Here is a 23,116-nt window from a genome sequence, read left to right as displayed (position 1 = left end):
TCACGACGCACGGCTGCTCGAGGCGGCGCGAGTCCCAGCCTCGCTCCTCTAGCATCATCACGACCGCGCGTTCCGCTCGGTGAGACCGGAGGTGCACGTGAAGCTCACCCTGCCCTTCGACGAGGCACTCGCTCTCGCGACCTCGGGCGCCGCCCTCCCGGTCATGCTCGACGACGTGCGGTGCGAGGGCTCGACGATCCACACCGAGGTCGACCTCACGCAGATCGAGACGACCGCCTTCGCCAAGCAACTCGCGTTCGCGGCCGCGGGCACCGTCACGGTCACGGCGCGTTTTCTCGGCTTCACCTCGGGCGTCGTCTCCTTCGCGATCACCGCGCACGCGCGGGGCCTCCCCGCACACAAACTCGTGCCCTACCTCCTCGACCCGATCAACCGGGGTCTCAACGAGAGCGGCATGCCTCCCGGGCTCGTCGAACTCGAGCGGGGCGAAAGCGAGCCCGTCGTGCTCATCGACCTGCAGAAAGCCGTCGACTCGAGGATGGCCGGCATGACCATCACGGCGTTCGACCTCGCCGACTCGACCCTCGTTCTCGAGGCCGTGGTCGAGGCTGCGGTGTCGGAGCGCTAGCGGGTCGCCTTCCGTCGCGGATGTCTGCGGCCAGCGCTACATTTCCCGCATGAACATCGTCCTGATCCCCGGTTTCTGGCTCGACGGCGATTCGTGGGGCGAGGTGACGACGGTGCTCCGAGAGCACGGTCACGGTGTCACGGCCCTCACCCTCCCCGGACTTGAACGCGACGACGCGGCGAATGCGGCGAAGCCCGCGAAGCCCGGGATCGACAGGTCTACGATCTGTCTCCGCGACCACGTCGACGCGGTCGTGGCCGCGGTCGACGCGTCAGACGTTCCGGTGGTGCTCGTCGGCCACAGCGGCGGTGGCGCCCTCGCGCACGGCGCGGTCGACGCGCGCCCCGACCGGGTGGCCCGCGTGGTCTACGTCGACAGCGGACCCCTCGCGCACGGCGGGGTCATCAACGACGAGTTGCCCGCGGTCGACGGCGTGATCCCCCTGCCCGACTGGAGTGTCTTCGACGAGCCCGACCTGACCGACCTCGACGACGCCGCACGGGAACACTTCCGCAGCATCGCCCACCCGCAGCCGGTGCACGTCGCCACCGACGCGCTCGAGCTCCGTGACCCGAGGCGATTCGATGTGCCGGTCACCGTGATCTGCTGCGAGTTCCCCGCCGACATGCTCCGGCAGTTCATGGCCGAAGACCATCCATACACGGCCGAGCTCGCACGCATCCGCGATCGTGAGCTCGTCGACCTGCCGACGGGGCACTGGCCCCAGTTCACCAAGCCCCGTCAGCTCGCCGAGACGATTCTCGCGGCGCTGTAACTCGAGGTGCCGAAGCTCGCGGCGCTGCGGCTCACCGCCGGCTCTCGCGGGCGCGCGCCGCCTCGAGCAGGGCGAGCGACACGATCCACAGCCGGCGCGCGGCCTCGGGGTCGAGCGCGTGCGCCACGACACCGTGGAGGCCGTCGGCGAGGTGGTCGACGACATCCGCTTCGTGGCAGTCCTCGAAGTATCGGCCGCCGACCCCCGCGAGCGTCGGCGACGTCGCCACGAACACCGATGTCGCGGCACCCTGCTCGGGTGTCTTCGCGGTGAACCCCGCCTCGGTGACCTGGCGCTTGGTGGTCTCGAGCAGGGCCGGATCCCAGTGGCGTTGCAGGTTGGTCCAGATGCCGCCGGGCATCACGGCGTTGGCGGTGATGCCGTCGCCCGCCCAGCGCCGCGACGCCTCGACGGCGAAGAGCACGTTCGCCGTCTTCGACTGCCCGTAGGCGACACCGGCGTCGTACGGCCGCCTCTCGAAGAAGAGGTCGTCGAAGTCGACCGACGACGACGCGTGCCCGCTCGAGCTCACCGAAACGATGCGCGAGCCGCCGGGTCGTTCGGCGGCACCCGCGGCGAGCGCCGTGTGCAAACCGGTCGCGAGCGCGAAGTGCCCGAGGTGGTTGGTCGCGAACTGAAGCTCCCAGCCTTCGGGCGTCCGCGTCTCGGGGGTCCACATCACGCCCGCGTTGTTCACGAGGATGTGCAGCGGCCCCGCCCACGCGGCCGCGAAAGCGTCGACAGAGTGCACATCGGCGAGATCGAGTCGCGCGACCGCGACATCCGCTTCGCGTGACGAACCGCGGATGTCGTCGGCGACCCTCTCACCCGCGGCGACGTCGCGCACGGCGAGCGTGACACTCGCGCCGGCGGCGGCGAGCGCACGCGCCGTCTCGACGCCGATGCCCGAAGCGGCACCCGTGACGATGGCGACAGCACCGCGCAGGTCGACGCCCTCGACGACGTCGGCTGCCGTGCTCGTGGCGCCGAAGGCGGCTGGGGAGGCGTCCATACCGCTCACGCCACGCCCGCCGGCCTCGTCGACGAGATGCCGCCGTCGACGTCGAGCACGACGCCGTGGATCATCGCGGCGGCGTCCGACACGAGAAAGACGACGGCGTTCGCGATGTCCTCCGGCTGTACGACGACACCGGCGGGGGTGCCAGCGGCCATGGCGTCGAGCACGGGGCGCGCGCCCTCGTTGCCCGGGGTCAGGGTGACGCCCGGGGCGACCGCGGTCACGCGAACGCCGCGCGGCCCGAACTCGGCAGCCCACGATCTCGTGAGCTGCTCGTCTGCCGCCTTCGTCGCGGAGTACATCGCGGCGAAGGGGTTGCCGACGCGGCCCATCCACGATCCGACCGTCACGATCGCCCCCGAGCCGCGCTCGGCCATCGCCGGGGCGGTCGCCGCGACGAGCACGTGGGGCGCTCGCACGTTGACGGCGAGCATCGCGTCGAGGTCGGCATCCGCGAGTTCGGCAGTCGACGTCGCCGGGTAGATGCCCGCGTTGTTCACGAGGATGTCGACGCGGCCGCCAAGCCTCTCGGTGGTGTCGGCCGCGAAGGCGCGCAGCGCCGCGTAGTCACCGGCGAGGTCGACGGGAACGAAGATCGCCTCCCCGCCGGCGGCGGCGATCGACGAGACGACGGCCTCGCCGCGGGCCCGGTCACGGCCGCTCACGGCGACGAGCACCCCCTCGACGGCGAGAGCGCGGGCGATCGCCGCGCCGATGCCGCTCGTCGAGCCGGTGACGATGGCGGTGCGCCTGTCGGGCGCCGAGGTGGTGGACGAGGAGGGGGGCGTGTTCGCTGATGTCATGTCTCAGGTCTAAGCGGCCATCGCTGCAGCCACCAGGTCAGGCTCAACCTGGGCATGACGGGACCAGGCTGCAAGCGACACGGGCTCCTAGGGTGGCGGTATGACTCGTGACCGCGCCGCCCTCGGAGAGTTTCTGCGCTCGCGCCGCGATCGACTCACGCCCTCGACGGCCGGTATCGAGGCGTTCCCCGGCCCCCGCCGCGTGCCCGGACTGCGCAAAGAAGAGCTCGCCGTGCTCGCGGGGGTGAGTCCCGACTACTACAGCCGCCTCGAGCAGGGGCGTCAGGCCACCATCTCGCGGGAGGTTCTCGACTCGCTGGCCCGAGCACTGCGCCTCGACGATGTCGAGCGGGCTCACCTCCACGACCTCGCTGCGCCAGCGCGGAGGGCGCCGATGTCGACGACCACGACGCAGCACGCCGACCCCGGGCTGCTCAGACTCATGACCGCCGTCGAGCACCTCCCCGCACTCATCATCGGGCAGCGCGCCGAGGTGCTCGCGCGCAACGCCCTGCTCGCCACCGTGCTCCACGACCTCCCGGTGGGGTCGTCTCTCGCTCGGTTCATGTTTCTCGATCCCGTCGCGCGCGAGCGCATCGTCAACTGGGAGACCTTCGCGGCGACGACGGTCGCGTCGCTGCGCCGCGACCTCGCAAGGCACCCGCACGATCGCAGACTCGCCGCCCTCGTCGACGACCTGCGGGCGGCGGATGCCGACGCCGAACGCTGGTGGAACGACCACGGTGTGCGCGACTACGCCTCGGTCGCGAAGAAGATCCGACACCCTCTCGTGGGCGAGCTCGAGTTCGACCTCGAGATCGTGACGGCACCGCACGACCCCGAGCAGCGCCTCATCGTCTACACGGCCGAGCGGGGCTCCCCCACCGAGCGGATGCTGCCCGTGCTCGCGAGCTGGGCCGCCGATCCGGCGCTCACGGACCCCCGAGCCAGTGATCGATCCGGTGGTGGTCGGGCGTGAAGCCGTGCTTCACACCCCACAGCACCGCTTGGGTGCGACTGTCGGCACCGATCTTGCGATAGATGCTGCGGATGTACGACTTCACGGTGTTGGGGCTCAGATAGGTGAGTGTGGCGACATCCGCGTTGCTCTTGCCCTGCGTGATGAGCGCGAGCACCTCGGACTCGCGATCGGTGATGCCCTCCCGGCGGCCCGGCCAGTCGAGCCCGAGGTTGCTCGTCGCGCGCTTCGGGCTCTCGCTCACGACGGTCTCGCCCGCGTGCACCCGCTCGAGCGCGGCCACGAGGTGGCGGGCGGCGAGCGTCTTCGACAGGTAGCCCGTGACGCCCTGCGCGAGGGCATCGTCGATGAGTCTCTGGTCGAAGTTCCACGTGTAGACGACGACGTGGGTCGCGCGGGGGTTCGTGACGAGGGCGCGGATCTCGTCGTGGTCCGACTCCGGCTGCGCGAACGAGTCGTACATCACGATGTCGATGACGTCGTCGAGTTCGGCGTTCGCGGCGATCTCCGAGACGATCACGCGATCGCGATAGTCGTCGAACATGTGCGCGAGGCCCGTGAGCACGACGTCGTAGTCGTCGACGAGGGTCACCGTGATGGGTGTCGAACGGGGCGGGGTCATGGGATGACTATTCCACCCCGAGGGGTGTAGTGGCACACCCGAGGGGGTGGTTTCGTGGACTCACTGGTTCTCCACTGCCACTGACCCGACCTTCGGGCGTCCCCCGCGGAACCCCCTCCGCATCACGAAAGGAACACCATGCTCGGTCTCATCATCAGCATCATCGTCATCGGCCTCATCGCGGGCTTCGTCGCTCGCCTTCTCGTCCCCGGAAAGCAGAACCTCTCGGTTCCCATGACGATCCTCATCGGCATCATCGGATCGTTCGTCGGCGGGTTCCTCGGCTACCTGCTCTTCGGCGCCGACGCGACCGACGGCTTCTTCCAGCCCGCCGGCATCATCGGCTCCATCATCGGCGCGATCATCGTGCTGCTCATCTGGATCCGCGTCGGCGGCCGTCGCAGCGTCACGCGCCGCTGAACCGCCCTCGCCAGAAACGACCCGCACCTCACCGAGGCGCGGGTCGTTTCTCCGTGCCGGGGCCGACCGCCCCGCCGATCAGGCTCTCGCGCGCAACCGCGGCGCGATGTCGCGCTCGAAGAGCTCGAGAAAGCGGCGCTGGTCCTGCCCGGGGGCGTGGAACACGAGGTGGTTCATGCCGTAATCGAGATACTTGCCGATCTCGTCGACCACGGCATCGGGGTCGGAGCCGACGATCCAGCGGGAGGCGATCTTCTCGATGGGGAGGGCATCCGCGGCCCGTTCCATCTCGACGGGGTCGGTGATGTCGTGCTTCTGCTCCTTCGAGAGGGCGAGCGGCGCCCAGAAGCGCGTGTTCTCGAGCGCGGTGTCGTGATCGGTGTCATACGAGAGCTTGATCTCGATCATGCGATCGATGCTCTCGAACTCGCGCCCCACCTTGTCCGCCCCCTCTTTGACCGCGGGGATGAGCGAATCGGTGTAGAGCTCGGCGCCCTTGCCCGACGTGCAGATGAACCCGTCACCCGAGCGACCGGCGTAGCGCGCGACGACAGGGCCGCCGGCCGCGATGTAGACGGGGATGCCGCCCTCGGGCCGGTCGTAGATGCTCGCGTCGTGGGTCGAGTAGTACTCGCCCTCGAAGTTGACGCGGTCCTCGGTCCACAACTGCCGCATGAGCTGCACCGCCTCGCGGAGGCGCGCGAATCGCTCCTTGAACTCGGGCCAGGTCTGCTCGCCCGCCCCGCGGAATCCGGTCGCGACCTCGTTGAGCGCCTCACCCGTTCCGACACCGAGCATGATGCGCCCCGGGTAGAGCACCCCCATCGTCGCGAACGCTTGCGCGAGAACGGCGGGGTTGTAGCGGAACGTCGGCGTCATCACGGAGGTGCCGATCTGAATGGTCTTCGTGCGCTCGCCCACCGCGGCCATCCACGAGAGCGAGAACGGTGCGTGACCGCCCTCGTGCCGCCAGGGCTGGAAGTGGTCGCTCACCGCGACGCTCTCCATGCCGTGCGCTTCGGCCGCGACCGCGATCTCGACGAGCTCGCGGGGGTCGAACTGCTCTGCCGATGCCTTGTATCCGAGTTTGAGAGTCACCCTGACAGTCTGCCGCTCCGACCACCCATCACCGCACCCTCGCGAGTATTCACTCCCCGTTCGCAGCAGTAGACCCGCGGAACACGTGCGTCATCCACCACCAGATGAGCCACCCCGCGATGCCGACGACGATGACGGAGAAGACGAGCCCGACGGCTCCGGTCGCGAGTGCCGCCGTGAGAGCCGCGGTGAGGTCGCCCTCGGGTGATCCCGCTGGCGCGGCCGACGTGGTCATGGAGCTGAACGCCGCGATCGATGCCGCGACTCCGACGAATTGAGCCACCGTCGCGCCGACGAATCCGATGACGACGAGCACCGGAAGCGAGATGCCGATCGAACTCCAGGTGACCGCCCACGGCTTGCGCACTCCTCGCCCGCGCAGGATCAGGCCGCTCGCGATCACTCCGAGAGCGACCACCGCGAACCCGACGAGGGCAGCGATGGTGAGCCACGCCCACAGGTCGATGCTGTCGATCGCTTCGGCGAACCCGTCTTGCGAGGCCGAGGCGTCTGGCGAACTCGGGAGCGACGATGACCCGGTCGAATCCATGGCCGCGCTGAGGAAGGCGACGAACGCGGCCACTCCCGCCGCAGACACGAGCAGTGAGCCACCGAGGCTGACGAGGTTGAGCCCGACGAAGCCCGCCCAGAATGCCCCGCGCTTGTGTCGTTTCGAGAGCGGTGGGCGGAGGGATGCCGGGGCGTACGGGTTCGGCACGTACGGGTTCGGCGCGGCGGGGTTCGGCACGTACGGGTTCGGCGCGGCGGGGTGCGTCATGCGCCGAAGCTTAGTGGCGTCCATCCCGCGCTCGAGCGGCGACTCGTGCGGAGGCTGTGTCATCTCCTCCCCAGCCGACAACGACTACCATTCATCCACAGCTAAAAACCCCTCTGACCGGGAGATTTCGAATGTCAGTGGCTGGTGTCACCGTGTGAGCATGAACAGACCACCCCGCACCGATCTCGCACTCGCCGTGCGTCGATCGGCGAGTGAGCTCGGGTCCGCCATCAGCGGTGCCGATGCAAACGGGCGTGGTCGCGAGGGTAAGGGCGAGGGTAAGGGCGAGGGCGACGCCGCCGCCGCTCTCGCCTCGCAATTGACGGGGCTCGACGATGGGGCGGTCGTGGCTCTGCTCCGCGACGTCGAGCACGCGGGCAGAGTCATCGACGCGCTGAGGGTTGCCGTCGCCGGCGAGCTCGCCGAGCGCTCTCGCGTCGAACTCGCCGGCGATTCCCTCGCGCGTCGTCTCGGGCACTCCACCCCGGCGCACCTCCTCGAGCAGCACACGCGGGTGTCGCCGTCCGAAGCCGCCCGTCGACTCCGCCTCGCCGCCGGCCTCCGCCCGCGGCGCGAGCTCGGTGGCCGCCTCCTGCCACCGAGCTACCCGGCCGTCGCCGAGGCGGTGGCCGAAGGAGAGGTCGGCACCGACGCGGCGAGGGCGATCATCCGCTGCCTCGACTCGGCCTCGAGCGCAGCCGACCCCGCAGACGTCGACCGAGCGGAGCGCGCGCTCGTCGATGTCGCGCGTTCCGATTGCGCCGACCTCGTGTCGGTGCACGCCCTCGCCTGGCGAGAAGCGATCGACCCCGACGGAACGGAGCCCCGCGACGAAGACCTCCGGCAGAGGCGCGGTTTCACCCTCGGCCGCGAAACGAACGGGATGACGCGCGGCACCCTCGTGCTCGATCCGCAATCCGCCGCGCTCGTGCGTTCGATGCTGTCCCACGGCACCGACCCCGGTCGTGAGCCGCAGTTCATCGACGAAGCCGACGAGCGCACGGGAACGACGGTCACGCCCACACCCGACGGCGACCTCGTCGAGACCCTCGCCGACCCGCGCACGAGAGAACAGCGGCGCCTCGACGTTCTCATCGGAACCATCACCGCGGGACTCCGCTCCCGCGACACCGAACGCGCCGTGCCGACGGAAGCTGCGCCGACGGGAGCCGTGTCGACAGGCGCTGTGCCGAGGGGCGCCGCGACGGCCGGACCCGGGTCGCTTCGGCCGATGACCGCAGTCATGGCGGTCATCACCCTCGACGAGTTGCGCTCCGGGGTCGGGGCAGGGTGGCTCGACGACGTGACCGAACCGGTCTCGGCGCCGACGGTGCGCACGATGGCGTGCGACGCCGGGTTCCGGCCCGTGCTCGTCGGTGACGCGGGCGAGATCCTGCACTTCGGTCGCACGAGACGCCTGTTCTCCGCCGCACAACGCAAAGCCCTCGCCGTTCGCGACGGCGGGTGCGTGTGGCCGAGATGCACGGCTCCCCCGTCGTGGTGCGAAGCGCATCACGTCACCGAGTGGGAGCACGGCGGCACGACGGATGTCGACAACGGCGCCCTACTGTGCTCTGCCCATCACCATTTGCTGCACGCCTCCGCCTTCACGATGCGGATGTTCGCGGGCCGCCCCCGACTGCTCGCCCCGCCCTGGCTCGACCCCGACCAGGTGTGGAAACCCCTCGGCCGCAACCGCGCACTCATGACCGCGTTGCGGCGGTGAGACGCGCGGCGCACCGCAGCTAGCCGCGGGGCTTCTGCAGAAAATCGGCGACGGCGCGAGGAACATAGGGCGAGACATCCCCGCCGAGACCGGACACCTGACGCACGAGCGAACTCGACACGTGCGCGTGCGCGGGGTCGGGGAGCAGGAACACCGTTTCGACGCCCGCGAGGTTGCGGTTGACGATCGCCATGGGCGTCTCATACGCGACATCCACTTGCGACCGCACGCCCTTGACGAGCACGCTCGCCCCGACATCCGTGCAGTAGTCGACGAGCAGACCGACACTCCACGACGTGACCCTGATGTCGCCCGCGAAACCGGCGTCTTGGATCGCCTTCTCGATGAGCGACACACGCTGCGCGACCGGCAGGAGAGCCGTTTTGGCCGGATTGTGAACCACGAGCACGTGCAACTCGTCGAAGATTCCCGCCGCGCGTTCGATCACATCCAGGTGCCCGAGAGTCACAGGGTCGAAGGAGCCAGGGACGACAGCGATCCGGTGCATGACTCGACCCTAACCGCCCGATGTTGCCGTTCTGTGACATCCAGCCCAGCTCGCATCGGGGCAGCAGTGGTAAGCGGCGACCCCGCGTCAGTTCTTGGCGAGGAAGTCGCGGCTCGACTCGTCGAGGCGGCGCTCGAGAGCCTCCCGGAGTGCCTCGTGAGACTCGAGCTCGGGGTCGGCGTCGAGCACGAACCCCGCCGCCTCCCGAGCCTCCAGAATCAGGTCGCCGTCGGTCACGACGCGCAACAACCGCAGCGATGAGCGCCCCCCGGCCTGGTTGCGACCGAGCACGTCACCCTCGCGCCGCAACTCGAGGTCTTTCTGGGCGAGCTCGAAACCGTCGAGGGTCGACGCGACAGCCTCGACACGCTCGCGCGCGAGCGACTCGGCCTCGGCGTGGGTCACGAGGAGGCACAGCCCGGGCACCCCGCCGCGCCCGACCCGGCCACGCAACTGGTGCAGTTGCGACACCCCGAACCGGTCGGCGTCGAGCACGACCATGACCGACGCGTTCGGCACGTCGACACCGACCTCGATCACCGTCGTCGCAACGAGCACGTCGATGTCGCCCGCGGCGAAGGCGCGCATGACCTGATCTTTGAGCTCGCCCGGCATGCGGCCGTGCAGCTCCTCGACGCGTCGGCCCGCGAACTCGGGTCTCGCGCGGATGCTCGCGAGCACGTCGGTCACGTTGGCGCGCGCGACGGGCGCTTCACCCGCATCCGCGGCATCCCGCACCTCGGCGGCGTCGGGCTCGTCGCCGACCTCGACGACCGTGCTGTCGATCGCGGGGCACACGACGAACGCCTGCCGCCCGAGCGCGAGCTCCTCCGAGATGCGCTGCCAGATGCGCGACCCCCACGCGGGTTTCTCGGCGAGGGGCACGACGAACGACTCGATCGGCACGCGGCCCGCCGGCAGCTCGGCGATCGTCGAGACGTCGAGGTCGCCGAACACGGTCATCGCGACGGTGCGGGGAATCGGGGTCGCCGTGAGCACGAGCACGTGGGGCGGCGTGTGCCCCTTCTGTCGCAGCGATTCCCGTTGTTCGACACCGAAGCGGTGCTGCTCGTCGACGACGACGAGACCGAGGTCGAAGAACTCGACGCTCTCGCTCATGAGCGCGTGGGTACCGACGACGATGCTCGCGTGCCCGCTCACCGACGCGAGGGTCGCTTTGCGGCGATCGGCGAGAGGCATCTGCCCCGTGATGAGGGTCGGTCGCACTCGCGCGGCCAGCTCCGGCCCGAGAACGCGCGCGATCGAGCGCACGTGCTGCGCTGCGAGCACCTCGGTGGGGGCGAGGAGCGCCGACTGCCCGCCAGACTCGGCGACCGCGAGCATCGCGCGCACCGCCACGAGGGTCTTGCCCGAGCCGACCTCGCCCTGCACGAGGCGGTTCATCGGGGCGTCCGAGGCGAGGTCGGCCGTGATCTCTCTCCCGACGAACTTCTGGTCGCCCGTGAGCTCGAACGGGAGGTCAGCGTCGAACCGCTCGAGCATCCCGCCCGCCCCGGCGACGCGCGTCGTCGCGGTGCGCGAGCGCAACCTCGCGCGCTGCTGCAGAAGGGCCGCTTGCAAGACGAACGCCTCCTGAAACCTCAGGGCGTCGCGCGCGGTTCGCCAGTCCGAATCCTTCTCGGGCCGGTGGATGAGGTCGATCGCGCGCGAGAACGACATGAGCTGCCGCTCGCTCCGCACCGACTCGGGAACCGGGTCGGCGAGCGCCGGAAGCGTGTCGAGCACGACCCCGATCGCTTTCTGCACTTGCCACGACGCGACACTCGCCGTCGCCGGGTAGATCGGGATCGGTTGCTGCGCCCACTTCGACACCGACGCCTCACCGCGCCCCAGCTCGACGTCGAAGAGTTCGTAGTCCGGATGATTGAGCCCGCGCGTTCCGCGGTAGTCGGTGACCTTGCCCGCGAAGATGCCCCGACTGCCCGGCCGGAGCTCTTTCGAACGCCACGACTGATTGAAGAACGTGAGGGTGAGGATGCCGCTGCCGTCGCTGATCTTGACCTCGAGGATCGACCCCCGACGCGCGCGCATCGGGCGCTCGCGCACCTCGAGCACCTCGGCCACGATCGTGACGTTCTCATCGAGGGGCAGCTCGGCGAGGGCCGTGAGCTCACCGCGGCGCGCGTAGCGGCGCGGGTAGTGCGAGAGCAGGTCGCCGACCGTCGAGACACCGAACGCCTTCGCGAATGCCGACGCCGTGCGCCCCCCGAGCGCGCCGCTCAGGCGCGCGTCGAGAGGCGAATCCGGCATGCTCCGATCGTAGGCGAGGGGTGTGACTGCGGCCGCGCTCGCGGCGCGCTCCTGCCCGGCTCGCGCGGGCTCAGATCCAGCCGCGCTTGCGGAACACGACGAAGAGCGTTCCGCTCGCCGCCACCATGAGGCCGAGCGCGAAGGGGTAGCCGAACTGCCACGAGAGCTCGGGCATGTTCGCGAAGTTCATGCCGTACACCGAGCCGATGAGCGACGGCGCGAAGAGGATCGCCGCCCACCCCGAGATCTTGCGGGCCTCCTCCGCTTGCCGGTTGCTCGCGACACCGACGCGCTGCATCTCGTCGTTCTGACGCTGCGCCACGAGAGTGGCGTTGACGGTGAGCATGTCGCGCAGCACCTCACGGAACTCGGCGATGCGCTCGGTGACCGCGACGACGTGGTCGTCGACATCCCTCAGGTAGGCCCGCAGCCTCGGGTCGATGTCCGACTCGTCGAAGGCGTCGGTGATCGACCTGAGGATGCCGCTGAGCGGCTTCGCGGCGAGCTGGAAGTCGATGACCTCGCGCGAGAGCTCGTAGATGCGTCGAGACACCGCGGGGTCGCCGTCGAACACTTGCGACTCGATCTCGTCGATGTCGTTCTCGAGGCCGTCGACGACCGGGGAATAGCCGTCGACGAGGGCGTCGAGGATGCCGTAGAGAACCGCTTCCGGCCCGAGGGCGAGCAGCTCCGGGTCGTCCTCGAGCCGCGTGCGCACGATCGAGAGGTCGGGTTTCTCGGCGTGACGCACCGTGACGACGTATCCCTTGCCCACGAAGATGTGGAGTTCGCCGAACTCGACGCGTTCCTCGGCGTCGAGGTAGCGCGCCGCGCGGAGCACGAGGAACACGCTCTCGCCGTAGCGCTCCATCTTGGGCCGCTGGTGCGCGAGCACGGCGTCTTCGACGGCGAGCTCGTGGAGATCGAATCGCTCCGCGAGTTCGGTGAGCTCGGCCGCGTCGGGCCGGTAGAGACCGATCCACGCCATCGAGTCGGGGTGCGCCTCGAGTTCCGCGAAGGTCGCGGCGAGATCGGCGGGCGCGGCAGCACGCTTCCCGTTCGCATAGATGACGTTGGCGACGACGCTCGAGCGCGATTCGGCAGACATGCGAGAACGCTACAACTCGAAGCGGTACCCCTTCGACGCCCGCACGTTCGCCCCGATGACGCGCGTGTACCGGTCGTCGTTCTTCTCGAGCGACCTGAGCTGTCTCGCGACCTCGCGCTGGCTGCTCTTGAGGAAGTTGATGGCGACCGTCTTCTCCGCGGCCGACTCGTCGAGCCCGTCGCGGGCGATCGTCGCCGACGCCCGCCCGATCACGGCCACTTGCGAGTAGATACCGGATGCCACGGCCGTGAGCCTCTTCTGCAGGAGCTGCTTCTCCTGCACCTTCTTGCCGTGTTTGCGCAGGGCGGCTTCGGCGGCGTCTCGAAGCCGCACGGTCTGCTCGCTCACCGCGGAGCTGTGCCGCGCGAACGCCGCGTGGGGCCCGGCGAGCCTTCCCGGGCGGATCACGCGGTTGATGCGACCGGACACGTATGGCGCGAGCACGCCGATCGCTTTGCCGGGGTCGCTGATGCTGAGCGACCGCACGTCGGGGAGGTCTTCGCTGAGCGCCTTGATGCCGTTGAGGGCCACGAACGCGCGCATGACGTCGTTCGCCCCCTCGAAGATCGGAAAGATGCGGAAGTCGCGCAGAGCCTTCGCGAGAGGGTGGTCGTCCATGTAGGCCGTGCCGCCGTGCACTTGCACGGCCTTGTTGAGGCCGTACCAGCCGGTGTCGCTCGCGACGATCTTGGTCATCGCCGATTCGAGCGAGTAGTCGGCGACGCCGAGGTCGACGAGGCCCGTCGTGAGGTACGACATCGACTCGAGGCCGTAGATCTGCGTCGTCATCCACGCCGTCTTCTCTTCGACGAGCTCGAAGTCGATGATCGCGCGATCGAACTGGCGGCGCGATGTCGCATGCTCGAGGGTCAGGTCGAGGAAGCGCTTCATGCCTCCCGCGATCGAGGTCCCCATCGACATTCGCCCGTTGTTGAGGGTGTTCATCGCGATGCGGAAGCCGTCGCCCGGCTCCCCGAGCAGGTTCTCGGCCGGCACGCGCACGTCGTTGAAGTGCACGCGCTGCAGGCGATTGGCTTTGAGCCCGAGGGTCTCGAAGCGCGGGCCGGTGCTGAGCCCCTCCGAGCCCTTCTCGACGACGAGGGCCACGTGGCCGAGGTCGGATCGGGCGAAGACCGTGAGCACGTCTTGATCGCCGTTGCCGATCCAGCGCTTCTCGCCGTTGAGGATCCACGAGCCGTCGGACTGGCGTTCGGCCCACGTCTCGAGGTTGTAGGCATCCGACCCGACGTTCGGTTCGGTGAGCACGAACGCGGCGAGCTTGCGGCCGGCGGCGAGATCGGGAAGCCAGCGGGCCTTCTGGTCGTCGGTGCCGAACAGGTGGATGGGTTTCGTGCCGATCGACTGGTGCACGCCCATGACCACGGCGAGCGCGCCGTCCATGCGCCCGAACTCCTCCATGACGCGGCAGTAGCCCGACTGGCTGAGCCCCTGGCCGCCGTACTGCTTGTCGACGAAGAGGCCGAGGAGGCCGCGCTCGCCGAGGTCGCGGATGGTGTCGTCTCCGACCCAGCGTTCGCGCTCGGCCTTCTGCGGGTCGTAGACGTTCTCGAGGTAGTCGCGCGCCGAGTTCACGAGCGCCGAGACGGTGCGCCGTTCCTCCTCGGCCATCGTCGGATACGGCAGAACGAGGTCTGACGCGAGATGCCCGAGGAAGAGTGATTTGGTGAACGAGGGTTTGGTGGATCGGTCGACACTGGCCATGACGCCAGTGTCGAACATCCACCCGTTTCGACCGAACGGGTTGTCGTTTGTCTACAGTCTCGGCGCCGGGGAGCGCGCCCCGGGTGCGGTCGTTCCGCCAAAGCCGCCGGTAACGTGGATGCTCATGACGCGCATCATCGCCGGCTTCGCCGGCTCCATCGCCATCCGCGTGCCCGATGCGGGCACCCGCCCGACGAGTGATCGGGTGCGCGAGGCGATCTTCTCGGCGCTCGAGTCGCGCGACGCTCTCGACGGCGCGCGAGTGCTCGACCTCTTCGCCGGGTCGGGCGCGCTCGGGCTCGAGGCGGCGAGCCGCGGAGCCCGGTCGGTCACTCTCGTGGAGAAGAACGGCAAGGCCGCGGCGGTATGCCGCAGCAACGCGAAAGCGGTGCTCGCGGGGGCTCCGTCGCCGGCCCCGCTCGTCGAGGTGCGGGCGACGAGCGTGGAGGGGTTCTTGGCGGCCGCAGCGGGGGCCGCGTGGGACCTCGTCTTCCTCGACCCGCCGTACGACCTGAGTGACGACGACCTCGCACGCACGCTCGAGGCTCTCGCGCCGCAGCTCACGAGCGACGCGATCGTGCTCGTCGAGCGCAGTTCGCGAACATCCGAACCGCGCTGGCCCGCCGCCCTGCGGCTCGATCGGCGCAAAGACTACGGCGACACGACGCTGTGGTGGGCGGGGCCGGCTCGGCCCGCCGCTGAGGACTAGCCGGCGCGCAGGACTAGCCCGCCGCGCCGTCCCAGCCCGCATAGGGGTCCCAGCCCGACCGCGCCGGCGTCGCACCGTCGACCGTGACTCGCGGCCCGTGTTGGGCCTGCGCTTCGACGACCGTTCCGATGCGGCGGAACCCCCCGGGGAGGGCTGCGCCGTCGGGGAAGGTCGCGAGGAGCGAGTGGTCTTCGCCGCCCGCGATCGCCGCGTCGGGGTCGTCGCCGAGCAGCGCCGACTCGAGGTCGATGCCGACACCGCTCGCGCGCGCGATGCGGGCCGCGTCGAGGGCGAGGCCGTCGCTCACGTCGAGCATCGCGGTGACCCCCGATTCGGCCGCGAGAGGGCCGTCGGCGATCGGCGGCGTCGGGGCGAGATGGGCCGTCAATAGGGCGGGATGCTCGCGGCGCAGCTCTGCGGTCGCCGCGGCATCCGGCTCCCCCGCCGCATCCACCCCGCGGGTGAAGAGCAGCTCGAGTCCGCGCAGGGAGCGCCCGAGTGCCCCCGAGACCGCGACGGTGTCGCCGACCCTCGCACCCGAGCGCAGCACCGGGTCGCGGCCCTCGAGGTCGCCGAACGCCGTGACCGCGATCGTGAGGGTCGCCGACACCGAGAGGTCGCCCCCCACGACCCCGCACCCGGGCGCGAGGCTCTCGCAGCCCTCCCGCAGTCCGTCGGCGATCAGCTCGAGGGTCGAGACCGGGGTGTTCGAGGGAGCGGCGATCGCCACGACGAGCGCCGTGGGCACGGCGCCCATGGCGGCGACATCCGCGAGGTTGGAGGCCGCCGCTTTGAGTCCGAGCTCGACGGGGGTCGACCACGCGAGCCGGAAGTCGGGGCCGTGCACCATGAGATCGGTCGTCACGACGAAACGGCCGTCGGGTGCCGCGACGACGGCGGCGTCGTCTCCCGGGCCGATGAGAGCGGATGCCGCCCCCGGCAGCCGAGGGAAGATGCGCTCGAGCACCGCCCCCTCACCGACGCTGCCGAGGGTGTCTGCGTTGCTTGCGCCGTCAGCGGGGGTCTCAGGTGGCGTCATGCGCTCAACGCTAACCTGGTCACGATGAACTCGACGGGCACACGCACGGGCACACGCTCGCGCACGCGAGCGGTGACGACTGCCGCTCGCATCCTCGTGACCCTCGGCCTCGCGGGCGTCGCCCTCACGGGGTGCACGGCGACGGTCCCGATGGAGGCCGCTCCCGAGGCGACCGACCCGCTGTGCGCCGAGATCACGGTGCGGTTGCCCGACACGATCGGCGAACTCGAGAAGCGCCAGACGGATGCCCAGGCCACGGGTGCCTGGGGGGAACCCGCCGTCGTGCTGCTCACGTGCGGTGTCGCGGTGCCCGGTCCGTCGGAGCAGCGCTGCGTCACGATCGACGGTGTCGACTGGCTCGTCGACGACTCCGACGACGCCTTCGGCCGCTTCACGACCTACGGTCGCGACCCCGCCGTGCAAGTGATCGTCGACTCCGAGTTCGCCGAGGCCACCGCGCTCAACGAGCTCGCGACCGCTGTCGGCGTCAACCCCGTCGACCGCGAGTGCACCGTCGCCCAGGACTTCACGACGGGCGACAGCGAAGTGCTGACGCCCGCACCCTAGGGCGGGGCAGGGCTCGCTAGCGGGCGGTCTCGAGGCCGAGCGTGATGAGCTCGTCGAGCAGTTCGGGGTAGCTCATGCCCGACGCCATCCAGCACTTCGGGAACATCGAGATCGGCGTGAAACCCGGCATCGTGTTGAGCTCGTTGATGACGAAACCGTCTGCCGTGAGAAAGAAGTCGACGCGCGCGAGACCGGATCCGTCGATGGCGACGAAGGCGTGCGCTGCGAGGTCTTGCATCTCGGCGAGCTGCTCGGGGGCGAGGTCGGCGGGGCACTCGAGCCTCGCGGCGTCCGCGTCGAGGTACTTCGACTCGAAGTCGTAGAAGACGCCCGACGGGGTGATGATCTCCCCGGCGACAGACACGCGAGGGGCACCACCGTCGCGCCCCGCGAGCACCGCGCACTCGACCTCGCGGCCGACGATCGCGGTCTCGACGAGAACCTTGGTGTCTTCGCGCAGAGCCGTGTCGATGGCCTCGGTGAGGCTCGCGGCATCCGTCGCCTTCGAGACGCCGACACTCGACCCCGCGCGCGCGGGCTTGACGAAGAGCGGGTAGAGCGAGCCGTTCGAGGCGAGAGCGTCGATCGCGGTGAGCTCACGGTCGGGGTCGCGCCGCCACGCCGACTCGGTCACGGTCACCCACGGCGCCACGGCGATACCGGATGCCTGCAGCACCGTCTTGGTGAAGTGCTTGTCCATGCCCACCGACGACGCGAGCACGCCCGCGCCGACGTACGGCAGCCCGAGCAGCTCGAGCATGCCCTGAACGGTGCCGTCCTCACCGAAACGGCCGTGCAGGATCGGGAACACGACGTCGACATCGCCGAGCGAACGCGTGACGCCCTCCTCGGTCACGGTGAGCTCTCGCGACACCGCGGATTCGGGCCAGTGCACGCGTGACCCGGTGTCGATGACCGACGGCAGTTCGCCGGTCATCGCGAAACGGTCGGGGTCGTCGCTCTCGAGCACGAACGCCCCGTCGCGCGTGATGCCGACGGGGATCACGCGATACTTCGAGCGATCGATCGCCGAGAGAACACCGCCGGCGGTCGCGCAACTGACCGAGTGCTCACTCGACCGGCCGCCGAACAGAACGACGACCGTGAGTTGTGCTGGCACCTAGGACTCCGTCTGCGGTTCGTCGCTGTCAGTGGTGAGATGGGGCGCGATGTCGCGCGGGTTCATCGTACCGGCGAGCACTCCGGCCACCTGCTCGACGATGGGCATGTCGACACCCTTGGCGCGAGCGAGCTCGAGCACGGGCGCGACCGACGAGAGGCCCTCGGCCGTCTGGTTCATCTGCGTCACGACGTCGTCGAACGCGTAGCCCTGCCCGAGCAGACGGCCCGCGGTGTTGTTGCGCGAGAGGGGCGAACCGCACGTCGCGATGAGGTCGCCGAGCCCTGCGAGCCCCGACAGGGTCTCGGGGCGCGCACCGAACGCGACGGCGAACTCCGTCATCTCCACGAGGCCTCGCGTGATGATCGAGGCCTTCGTGTTCTCTCCGTGCCCGACGCCGTCGACGATACCGATGGCGACGGCGATGAGGTTCTTGAGCACTCCCCCGAACTCGGTGCCGATGACATCCGTGTTCACGAAAGAGCGGAAGTAGGGGTTGGTCGCGGCGACGGCCACGGTCGTCGCCGTCGCCATGCTCACCGACGACACGACGGCCGCGGTCGGCTGCTGCTTGGCGATCTCGAGGGCGAGGTTGGGTCCGGATGCCACGGCCACGCGCTCGGGGTCGATGCCGAGCTCCTCGTGGATGACCTCGCTCATGCGGAGGCCCGACCCCTTCTCGACGCCCTTCATGAGGCTCACGACGATAGCGTCTGCGGGGATGAGCTCTTTCACGATCGCGAGGTTGCCACGGAGAGACTGGCTCGGAACCGAGATGAACACGATCTCCGCGCCGTCGAGCACGTCGGGCAAGCGCGAACTCGACCACAGGTTGCGCGGGAGGTTGATGCCGGGGAGGTACTCGCTGTTGCGCTTGCTCTGCGAGATCTCGCGAGCCAGCTCGGCCCGCCGCGCCCACAGGGCGACGTCGCCTCCCCCGTCGGCGAGCACCTTGCTGAAGGTCGTGCCCCAGCTGCCCGCGCCGAGGACGGCGATCCTCGTCGCTCCGGGGATGGGCAGGCGGATCGGCATCGTCATGCTCAAAAGCGACCGGTCTCTTTCTGGTTGTTCTTCGACGGGTCCCACCGCGTCGCGGGGGCCTTCTCGTCTCGGAGGTCTTCGAGCAGGGCGGTGATCGCATCCATGACGAGCGACGTCGCGGCGGTCACCGTCGCGCCGTCGAGGGGTTTGTCGCGGAAGGCGGAGAGGTCGACGGGGTCGCCGAACTTGATGTCGATGGTCTTGCGCGGAAAGACGCTGATGCGCTTGGCGTAGCGCGGCATGACCTTCTGCGTTCCCCAGTGAGCCACGGGGATGATGGGGATGCCCGACTGCAGCGCCATGCGCACGGCCCCCGCCTTGCCGCGCATGGGCCAGAGGTCGGGGTCGCGCGTGAGCGACCCCTCGGGGTAGATGACGACGGCGAGCCCCTTGTCGACGATCTTGCGTGCTGCGACGAGGGGGTCGCTCCCGCGGACGGCGCCCGTCCGCTCGACCGGGATCTGGTCGGAGGCGCGCAGAAGGGTGCCGATGACGGGGTACTTGAAGAGGTCGGCTTTCGCGAGGTAGCGCGGCATCCTCCCGAGTTTCCACATCGCGACCCCCACGACGACGGGGTCGATCTCGCTGTAGTGGTTGGGTGCGAGAACGAACGCTCCGTCTTTCGGGAGCTTGTCTCCGTCGTGGAGGCGATACCGCGCGAGCACGTGCATCACGGGGAGCAGGAGGAACGCCAGGAACCGGAAGATCGGGGTCTTCTCGGACGCGCGTTTCGTCACGCCGGATCAGCCTTCGTAGACGAAATCGGCCCCGAGCGCCTCGAGCTTGTCGATGATGTGCTCGTAGCCGCGGCTGATGATGCCCATGTTGCTGATGACCGATCGACCTTCGGCGCTCAACGCCGCGATGAGGTGACTGAACCCTCCGCGCAGGTCGGGAACGTAGATCGCGGCGCCGTGCAGCTTCGTCGGTCCCGTGATGACGGCGGCCTGCTCGAAATCGCGGCGAGCGACGCGACGCGGGTGGTCGGGCAGTCCGGTCTTGTGCACGACGATGTTGGCGCCCATCTCGTTGAGCGCGTCGGTGAAGCCGAAACGGTTCTCGTAGACCGTCTCGTGCACGATCGATTCGCCGTGAGCGTGCGTGAGCGCGACGATGAGCGGCTGCTGCCAGTCGGTCATGAACCCGGGGTGTACGTCGGTCTCGATCGTCACGGGCTTGAGGTTGCCTCCGGGGTGCCAGAAGCGGATGCCGTCGTCTTGCACGTCGAACGCGCCGCCGACCTTGCGGAAGACGTTGAGGAAGGTCATGAGCTCCGACTGGCGGGCACCCTTGACGAGGATGTCTCCCCCGGTCACGAGTGCGGCCGACGCCCAGCTCGCGACCTCGTTGCGGTCGAAGAGCGCGCGGTGCTTGTAGCCGTCGAGGCTCTCGACACCCTCGATGAGGATGACGCGGTTGGGTTCGACCGAGATGATCGCGCCCATCTTCTGAAGGATGGCGATGAGATCCATGATCTCCGGCTCGATGGCCGCGTTCTTGAGCTCGGTCGTGCCCTCGGCGAGCACAGCCGTGAGCAGCACTTGTTCGGTCGCCCCGACGCTCGGGTACGGCAGCTCGATGTCGGCACCCTTGAGGCCGTTCGGTGCGGTGAGGTTGATGCCCTCGTAAGTCTTGTCGACGATCGCGCCGAACTTGCGCAGCGCGTCGAGATGGAAGTCGATGGGGCGGTCGCCGATGCGGCAACCACCGAGGTCGGGGATGCGCGCGTGACCGAGGCGGTGCAGGAGGGGTCCGCAGAAGAGGATCGGGATGCGGCTCGCTCCCGCGTGCGCGTCGATCTCGGCGAAATCGGCCGTCTCGACCTTGCTCGTGTCGAACCGCAGCTCTCCGCGCGCCTCGCTCGTGACCTTGACCCCGTAGACCTCGAGGAGTCCGCGCACGACCTGCACGTCGCTGATGTCGGGAACATCGCGCAGAACACTCGGGGTCTGCCCGAGGAGTGCCGCGACCATCGCCTTGGTCGCGAGGTTCTTCGCCCCGCGCACCTCGATGGTTCCCCTGAGGGGTTTACCGCCGTCGATGATGATCGAGTCGGACGTCATTCCCACGCGCTGACCCGCCTTTTGGGCGTCTGTGACGAGAGAGTTCATTGAGTTCACCTGCACTGATTTCTGATCGGTCGATCTACTTTACGGGCAGAGTGCGCGGTCGCCAGGATGCCCGGCGCCCCTCGAACTCTGTGATCTGCGCTTCGTCACGCAGGGTGAGACTGATGTCGTCGAGGCCCTCGAGAAGACGCCAGCGGGTGTAGTCGTCGACCTCGATCGCCACGGTGCGCTCGCCGATCGTCGCGGTCCGCGCCTCGAGGTCGACGGTCGCCTCGATGCCGGGGTTCGAGCGGATGAGTGCCCAGAACTCCTCGGCCTCGGCCTCGGTGATCTGCGCCGCGAGGAGCCCCTGCTTGCCCGCGTTGCCGCGGAAGATGTCGCCGAATCGCGGGCTGAGCACGGCGGCGAACCCGAAGTCGCGCAAGGCCCACACGGCGTGCTCGCGGCTCGAGCCCGTGCCGAAGTCCGGTCCGGCGACGAGCACCCTCGCACCCTGGAATTCGGGTCGGTTGAGCACGAAGTCGGGGTCCTGCCGCCATCCGTAGAAGAGTGCGTCGTCGAAACCCGTCTTGGTGACGCGCTTGAGGAACACGGCGGGGATGATCTGGTCGGTGTCGACGTTCGCGCGCTCGAGCGGCGCGGCGACACCCGTGATGACGGTGACCTTGTCCATCAGATCGCGCCCCTCTCGGCGGCGACCGCGAGGTCGGCGGGGCTCGAGAGCGTTCCGCGCACCGCGGTCGCGGCTGCCACGAGCGGCGACACGAGGTGCGTGCGACCGCCCTTGCCCTGGCGTCCCTCGAAGTTGCGGTTGGAGGTCGACGCGCAGCGCTCGCCGGGAGCGAGCTGGTCGGGGTTCATCCCGAGACACATCGAGCACCCCGCGAATCGCCACTCTGCTCCGAAGTCTTTGACGATCTGGTCTATTCCCTCGGCCTCGGCCTCGATGCGCACGCGCGCCGACCCCGGCACGACCATGACGCGCACGCCGTCGGCTTTCTTCTGCCCCTTGATGATCGAGGCGAAGGCTCGCAGGTCTTCGATCCGGCTGTTGGTGCACGACCCCATGAACACGGCGTCGACGGCGATGTCCTTCATCGGGGTTCCGGCCTCGAGGGCCATGTACTCGAGGGCGCGCTCGGCCGAGGCCCGCTCGTTGTGGTCGACGATCGTCGCGGGGTCGGGAACGCTGTCGTTGAGCGAGACGCCCTGGCCGGGGTTGGTTCCCCACGTCACGAAGGGCTCGAGCTCGTTCGCGTCGAGGAAGACCTCGGCGTCGAACACGGCGTCGTCGTCGGTCGCGAGGGTGTTCCAGTACTCGACGGCGGCATCCCAGTCGGCACCCGTCGGAGCGTGGGGGCGTCCCTCGAGGTAGTCGTACGTGGTCTGATCGGGGGCGACCATCCCCGCGCGAGCGCCCGCCTCGATCGACATATTGCAGATCGTCATCCGGCCATCCATCGAGAGTGACCGGATGGCGCTGCCGCGGTACTCGAGAACGTATCCCTGGCCGCCTCCCGTGCCGATCTTGGCGATCACGGCGAGGATGATGTCTTTCGCGGTGACGCCCGGGCGCAGCTCGCCCTCGACGGTGATGGCCATCGTCTTGAACGGCTTGAGCGGGAGCGTCTGCGTCGCGAGCACGTGCTCGACCTCGCTCGTGCCGATGCCGAACGCCATGGCTCCGAATGCACCGTGCGTCGACGTGTGCGAGTCGCCGCAGACCACGGTGACGCCCGGCATCGTGAGTCCGAGCTGCGGGCCGACGACGTGCACGATGCCCTGCTCGACGTCGCCGAGGGAGTGCAGGCGCACACCGAACTCGGCCGCGTTCGTGCGGAGGGTCTGGATCTGCGTGCGGCTCGTGAGATCGGCGATCGGCTTGTCGATGTCGATGGTCGGAGTGTTGTGGTCTTCGGTCGCGATCGTGAGATCGGGCCGCCGCACTGGCCTGCCCGCCAGACGGAGCCCGTCGAAGGCCTGAGGGCTCGTCACCTCGTGGACGAGGTGGAGGTCGATGTAGAGGAGGTCGGGCGATCCGTCGTCGCCTTTGACCACGAGGTGGTCGTCCCACACCTTTTCCGCCAGCGTCCTGCCCACTGAATCGCCCTCTCTCTTCGTGACGTGCTCTCGACCGCGTGTAACACGGGCGTA

General features: G+C 69.2%; 23 protein-coding genes. 7 read left to right on the top strand and 16 right to left on the bottom strand.

Features of this window, described 5'->3' with window-relative positions; translation table 11 throughout:
- Nucleotides 1-97: 97 nt before the first annotated feature.
- Nucleotides 98-589: a hypothetical protein gene (locus tag ACLHG5_RS01155; RefSeq protein ID WP_411316034.1), complete on the top strand. Its 492-nt coding sequence runs from the start codon at nucleotides 98-100 to the stop codon at nucleotides 587-589.
- 49 nt (nucleotides 590-638) lie between these two features.
- Nucleotides 639-1,364, top strand: coding sequence for an alpha/beta fold hydrolase (locus ACLHG5_RS01150; RefSeq protein ID WP_411317612.1), 726 nt, complete (start codon nucleotides 639-641; stop codon nucleotides 1,362-1,364).
- A 31-nt stretch (nucleotides 1,365-1,395) separates the two neighbouring features.
- On the opposite strand, the gene ACLHG5_RS01145 is transcribed toward ACLHG5_RS01150, so the two are convergent.
- Both ACLHG5_RS01145 and ACLHG5_RS01140 read right to left on the bottom strand, forming a co-directional pair.
- The gene (locus ACLHG5_RS01145) at nucleotides 1,396-2,376 is read right to left on the bottom strand and encodes an SDR family NAD(P)-dependent oxidoreductase (protein WP_411317611.1); all 981 of its coding nucleotides are present in this window, start codon (nucleotides 2,374-2,376) and stop codon (nucleotides 1,396-1,398) included.
- 5 nt (nucleotides 2,377-2,381) lie between these two features.
- The gene (locus tag ACLHG5_RS01140) at nucleotides 2,382-3,185 is read right to left on the bottom strand and encodes an SDR family NAD(P)-dependent oxidoreductase (protein ID WP_411317610.1); all 804 of its coding nucleotides are present in this window, start codon (nucleotides 3,183-3,185) and stop codon (nucleotides 2,382-2,384) included.
- 100 nt (nucleotides 3,186-3,285) lie between these two features.
- On the opposite strand from ACLHG5_RS01140, the gene ACLHG5_RS01135 reads away from it, so the two are divergent.
- Nucleotides 3,286-4,164: a helix-turn-helix transcriptional regulator gene (locus tag ACLHG5_RS01135; RefSeq protein ID WP_411317609.1), complete on the top strand. Its 879-nt coding sequence runs from the start codon at nucleotides 3,286-3,288 to the stop codon at nucleotides 4,162-4,164.
- Here ACLHG5_RS01135 and ACLHG5_RS01130 read toward each other — a convergent pair.
- Complete coding sequence (locus ACLHG5_RS01130; RefSeq protein WP_411317608.1) at nucleotides 4,118-4,786, bottom strand: DNA-binding response regulator; 669 nt, start codon at nucleotides 4,784-4,786, stop codon at nucleotides 4,118-4,120. The genes ACLHG5_RS01135 and ACLHG5_RS01130 overlap by 47 nt on opposite strands.
- A 138-nt stretch (nucleotides 4,787-4,924) precedes the next feature.
- Here ACLHG5_RS01130 and ACLHG5_RS01125 point away from each other — a divergent pair, with 138 nt between their 5' ends.
- On the top strand, nucleotides 4,925-5,206 hold the full coding sequence (locus ACLHG5_RS01125; RefSeq protein WP_411316040.1) for a GlsB/YeaQ/YmgE family stress response membrane protein: 282 nt from the start codon (nucleotides 4,925-4,927) through the stop codon (nucleotides 5,204-5,206).
- Nucleotides 5,207-5,284: 78 nt separating this feature from the next.
- On the opposite strand, the gene fgd is transcribed toward ACLHG5_RS01125, so the two are convergent.
- A complete protein-coding gene (fgd, locus tag ACLHG5_RS01120; protein ID WP_411316041.1) occupies nucleotides 5,285-6,304 on the bottom strand; it encodes a glucose-6-phosphate dehydrogenase (coenzyme-F420) in 1,020 nt (339 codons plus the stop codon).
- A 49-nt stretch (nucleotides 6,305-6,353) separates the two neighbouring features.
- Nucleotides 6,354-7,082 (bottom strand): hypothetical protein, encoded by a 729-nt coding sequence (locus ACLHG5_RS01115; RefSeq protein WP_411317607.1) that lies wholly within the window; start codon nucleotides 7,080-7,082, stop codon nucleotides 6,354-6,356.
- Between the two features lie 160 nt (nucleotides 7,083-7,242).
- Here ACLHG5_RS01115 and ACLHG5_RS01110 point away from each other — a divergent pair, with 160 nt between their 5' ends.
- Complete coding sequence (locus ACLHG5_RS01110; RefSeq protein ID WP_411317606.1) at nucleotides 7,243-8,808, top strand: DUF222 domain-containing protein; 1,566 nt, start codon at nucleotides 7,243-7,245, stop codon at nucleotides 8,806-8,808.
- A gap of 19 nt (nucleotides 8,809-8,827) precedes the next feature.
- Here the strand turns inward: ACLHG5_RS01110 and coaD are convergent, their stop codons facing one another.
- The 4 genes from coaD to ACLHG5_RS01090 form a co-directional block, all read right to left on the bottom strand.
- Nucleotides 8,828-9,316 carry a pantetheine-phosphate adenylyltransferase gene (gene coaD, locus ACLHG5_RS01105; RefSeq protein ID WP_411316044.1) on the bottom strand — a complete coding sequence of 163 codons (489 nt, stop codon included), beginning with the start codon at nucleotides 9,314-9,316 and terminating at the stop codon, nucleotides 8,828-8,830.
- Between the two features lie 87 nt (nucleotides 9,317-9,403).
- A complete protein-coding gene (locus ACLHG5_RS01100; protein WP_411317605.1) occupies nucleotides 9,404-11,587 on the bottom strand; it encodes an ATP-dependent DNA helicase RecG in 2,184 nt (727 codons plus the stop codon).
- A gap of 70 nt (nucleotides 11,588-11,657) precedes the next feature.
- Nucleotides 11,658-12,695, bottom strand: a complete 1,038-nt coding sequence (locus ACLHG5_RS01095) for a magnesium and cobalt transport protein CorA (RefSeq protein ID WP_411317604.1) — start codon at nucleotides 12,693-12,695, stop codon at nucleotides 11,658-11,660.
- A gap of 9 nt (nucleotides 12,696-12,704) precedes the next feature.
- Complete coding sequence (locus ACLHG5_RS01090; RefSeq protein ID WP_411317603.1) at nucleotides 12,705-14,417, bottom strand: acyl-CoA dehydrogenase family protein; 1,713 nt, start codon at nucleotides 14,415-14,417, stop codon at nucleotides 12,705-12,707.
- A gap of 124 nt (nucleotides 14,418-14,541) precedes the next feature.
- Here ACLHG5_RS01090 and rsmD point away from each other — a divergent pair, with 124 nt between their 5' ends.
- Nucleotides 14,542-15,126: a 16S rRNA (guanine(966)-N(2))-methyltransferase RsmD gene (rsmD, locus tag ACLHG5_RS01085; RefSeq protein ID WP_411317602.1), complete on the top strand. Its 585-nt coding sequence runs from the start codon at nucleotides 14,542-14,544 to the stop codon at nucleotides 15,124-15,126.
- 13 nt (nucleotides 15,127-15,139) lie between these two features.
- Here the strand turns inward: rsmD and thiL are convergent, their stop codons facing one another.
- The gene (thiL, locus tag ACLHG5_RS01080; RefSeq protein WP_411317601.1) at nucleotides 15,140-16,165 is read right to left on the bottom strand and encodes a thiamine-phosphate kinase; all 1,026 of its coding nucleotides are present in this window, start codon (nucleotides 16,163-16,165) and stop codon (nucleotides 15,140-15,142) included.
- A gap of 24 nt (nucleotides 16,166-16,189) precedes the next feature.
- Between thiL and ACLHG5_RS01075 the strand changes: the two genes are divergently transcribed.
- Nucleotides 16,190-16,732, top strand: coding sequence for a DUF3515 family protein (locus ACLHG5_RS01075; RefSeq protein ID WP_411316050.1), 543 nt, complete (start codon nucleotides 16,190-16,192; stop codon nucleotides 16,730-16,732).
- Between the two features lie 16 nt (nucleotides 16,733-16,748).
- On the opposite strand, the gene ACLHG5_RS01070 is transcribed toward ACLHG5_RS01075, so the two are convergent.
- From ACLHG5_RS01070 to leuC, 6 genes are read right to left on the bottom strand one after another with little or no spacing between them, the layout of a single operon-like run.
- On the bottom strand, nucleotides 16,749-17,852 hold the full coding sequence (locus tag ACLHG5_RS01070) for a D-alanine--D-alanine ligase family protein (RefSeq protein ID WP_411317600.1): 1,104 nt from the start codon (nucleotides 17,850-17,852) through the stop codon (nucleotides 16,749-16,751).
- Nucleotides 17,853-18,890, bottom strand: coding sequence for an NAD(P)H-dependent glycerol-3-phosphate dehydrogenase (locus ACLHG5_RS01065; RefSeq protein ID WP_411316052.1), 1,038 nt, complete (start codon nucleotides 18,888-18,890; stop codon nucleotides 17,853-17,855).
- Nucleotides 18,891-18,892: 2 nt separating this feature from the next.
- Nucleotides 18,893-19,630 carry a lysophospholipid acyltransferase family protein gene (locus ACLHG5_RS01060; RefSeq protein ID WP_411316053.1) on the bottom strand — a complete coding sequence of 246 codons (738 nt, stop codon included), beginning with the start codon at nucleotides 19,628-19,630 and terminating at the stop codon, nucleotides 18,893-18,895.
- A gap of 6 nt (nucleotides 19,631-19,636) precedes the next feature.
- A complete protein-coding gene (gene murA, locus ACLHG5_RS01055) occupies nucleotides 19,637-21,004 on the bottom strand; it encodes a UDP-N-acetylglucosamine 1-carboxyvinyltransferase (RefSeq protein ID WP_411316054.1) in 1,368 nt (455 codons plus the stop codon).
- Between the two features lie 34 nt (nucleotides 21,005-21,038).
- Nucleotides 21,039-21,635, bottom strand: a complete 597-nt coding sequence (gene leuD, locus ACLHG5_RS01050; RefSeq protein WP_411316055.1) for a 3-isopropylmalate dehydratase small subunit — start codon at nucleotides 21,633-21,635, stop codon at nucleotides 21,039-21,041.
- Nucleotides 21,635-23,062: a 3-isopropylmalate dehydratase large subunit gene (gene leuC, locus ACLHG5_RS01045; RefSeq protein ID WP_411317599.1), complete on the bottom strand. Its 1,428-nt coding sequence runs from the start codon at nucleotides 23,060-23,062 to the stop codon at nucleotides 21,635-21,637. The genes leuD and leuC overlap by 1 nt, the downstream gene beginning before the upstream one ends.
- Between the last annotated feature and the right edge of the window lie 54 nt (nucleotides 23,063-23,116).

The sequence above is a fragment of the Marisediminicola sp. LYQ85 genome, assembly GCF_046600695.1.
In the GTDB taxonomy this organism is placed as follows: domain Bacteria; phylum Actinomycetota; class Actinomycetes; order Actinomycetales; family Microbacteriaceae; genus Marisediminicola.
The sequence above is the reverse complement of the archived record's forward strand: the minus strand, read 5'-3'. Positions and strand labels throughout refer to the sequence as shown.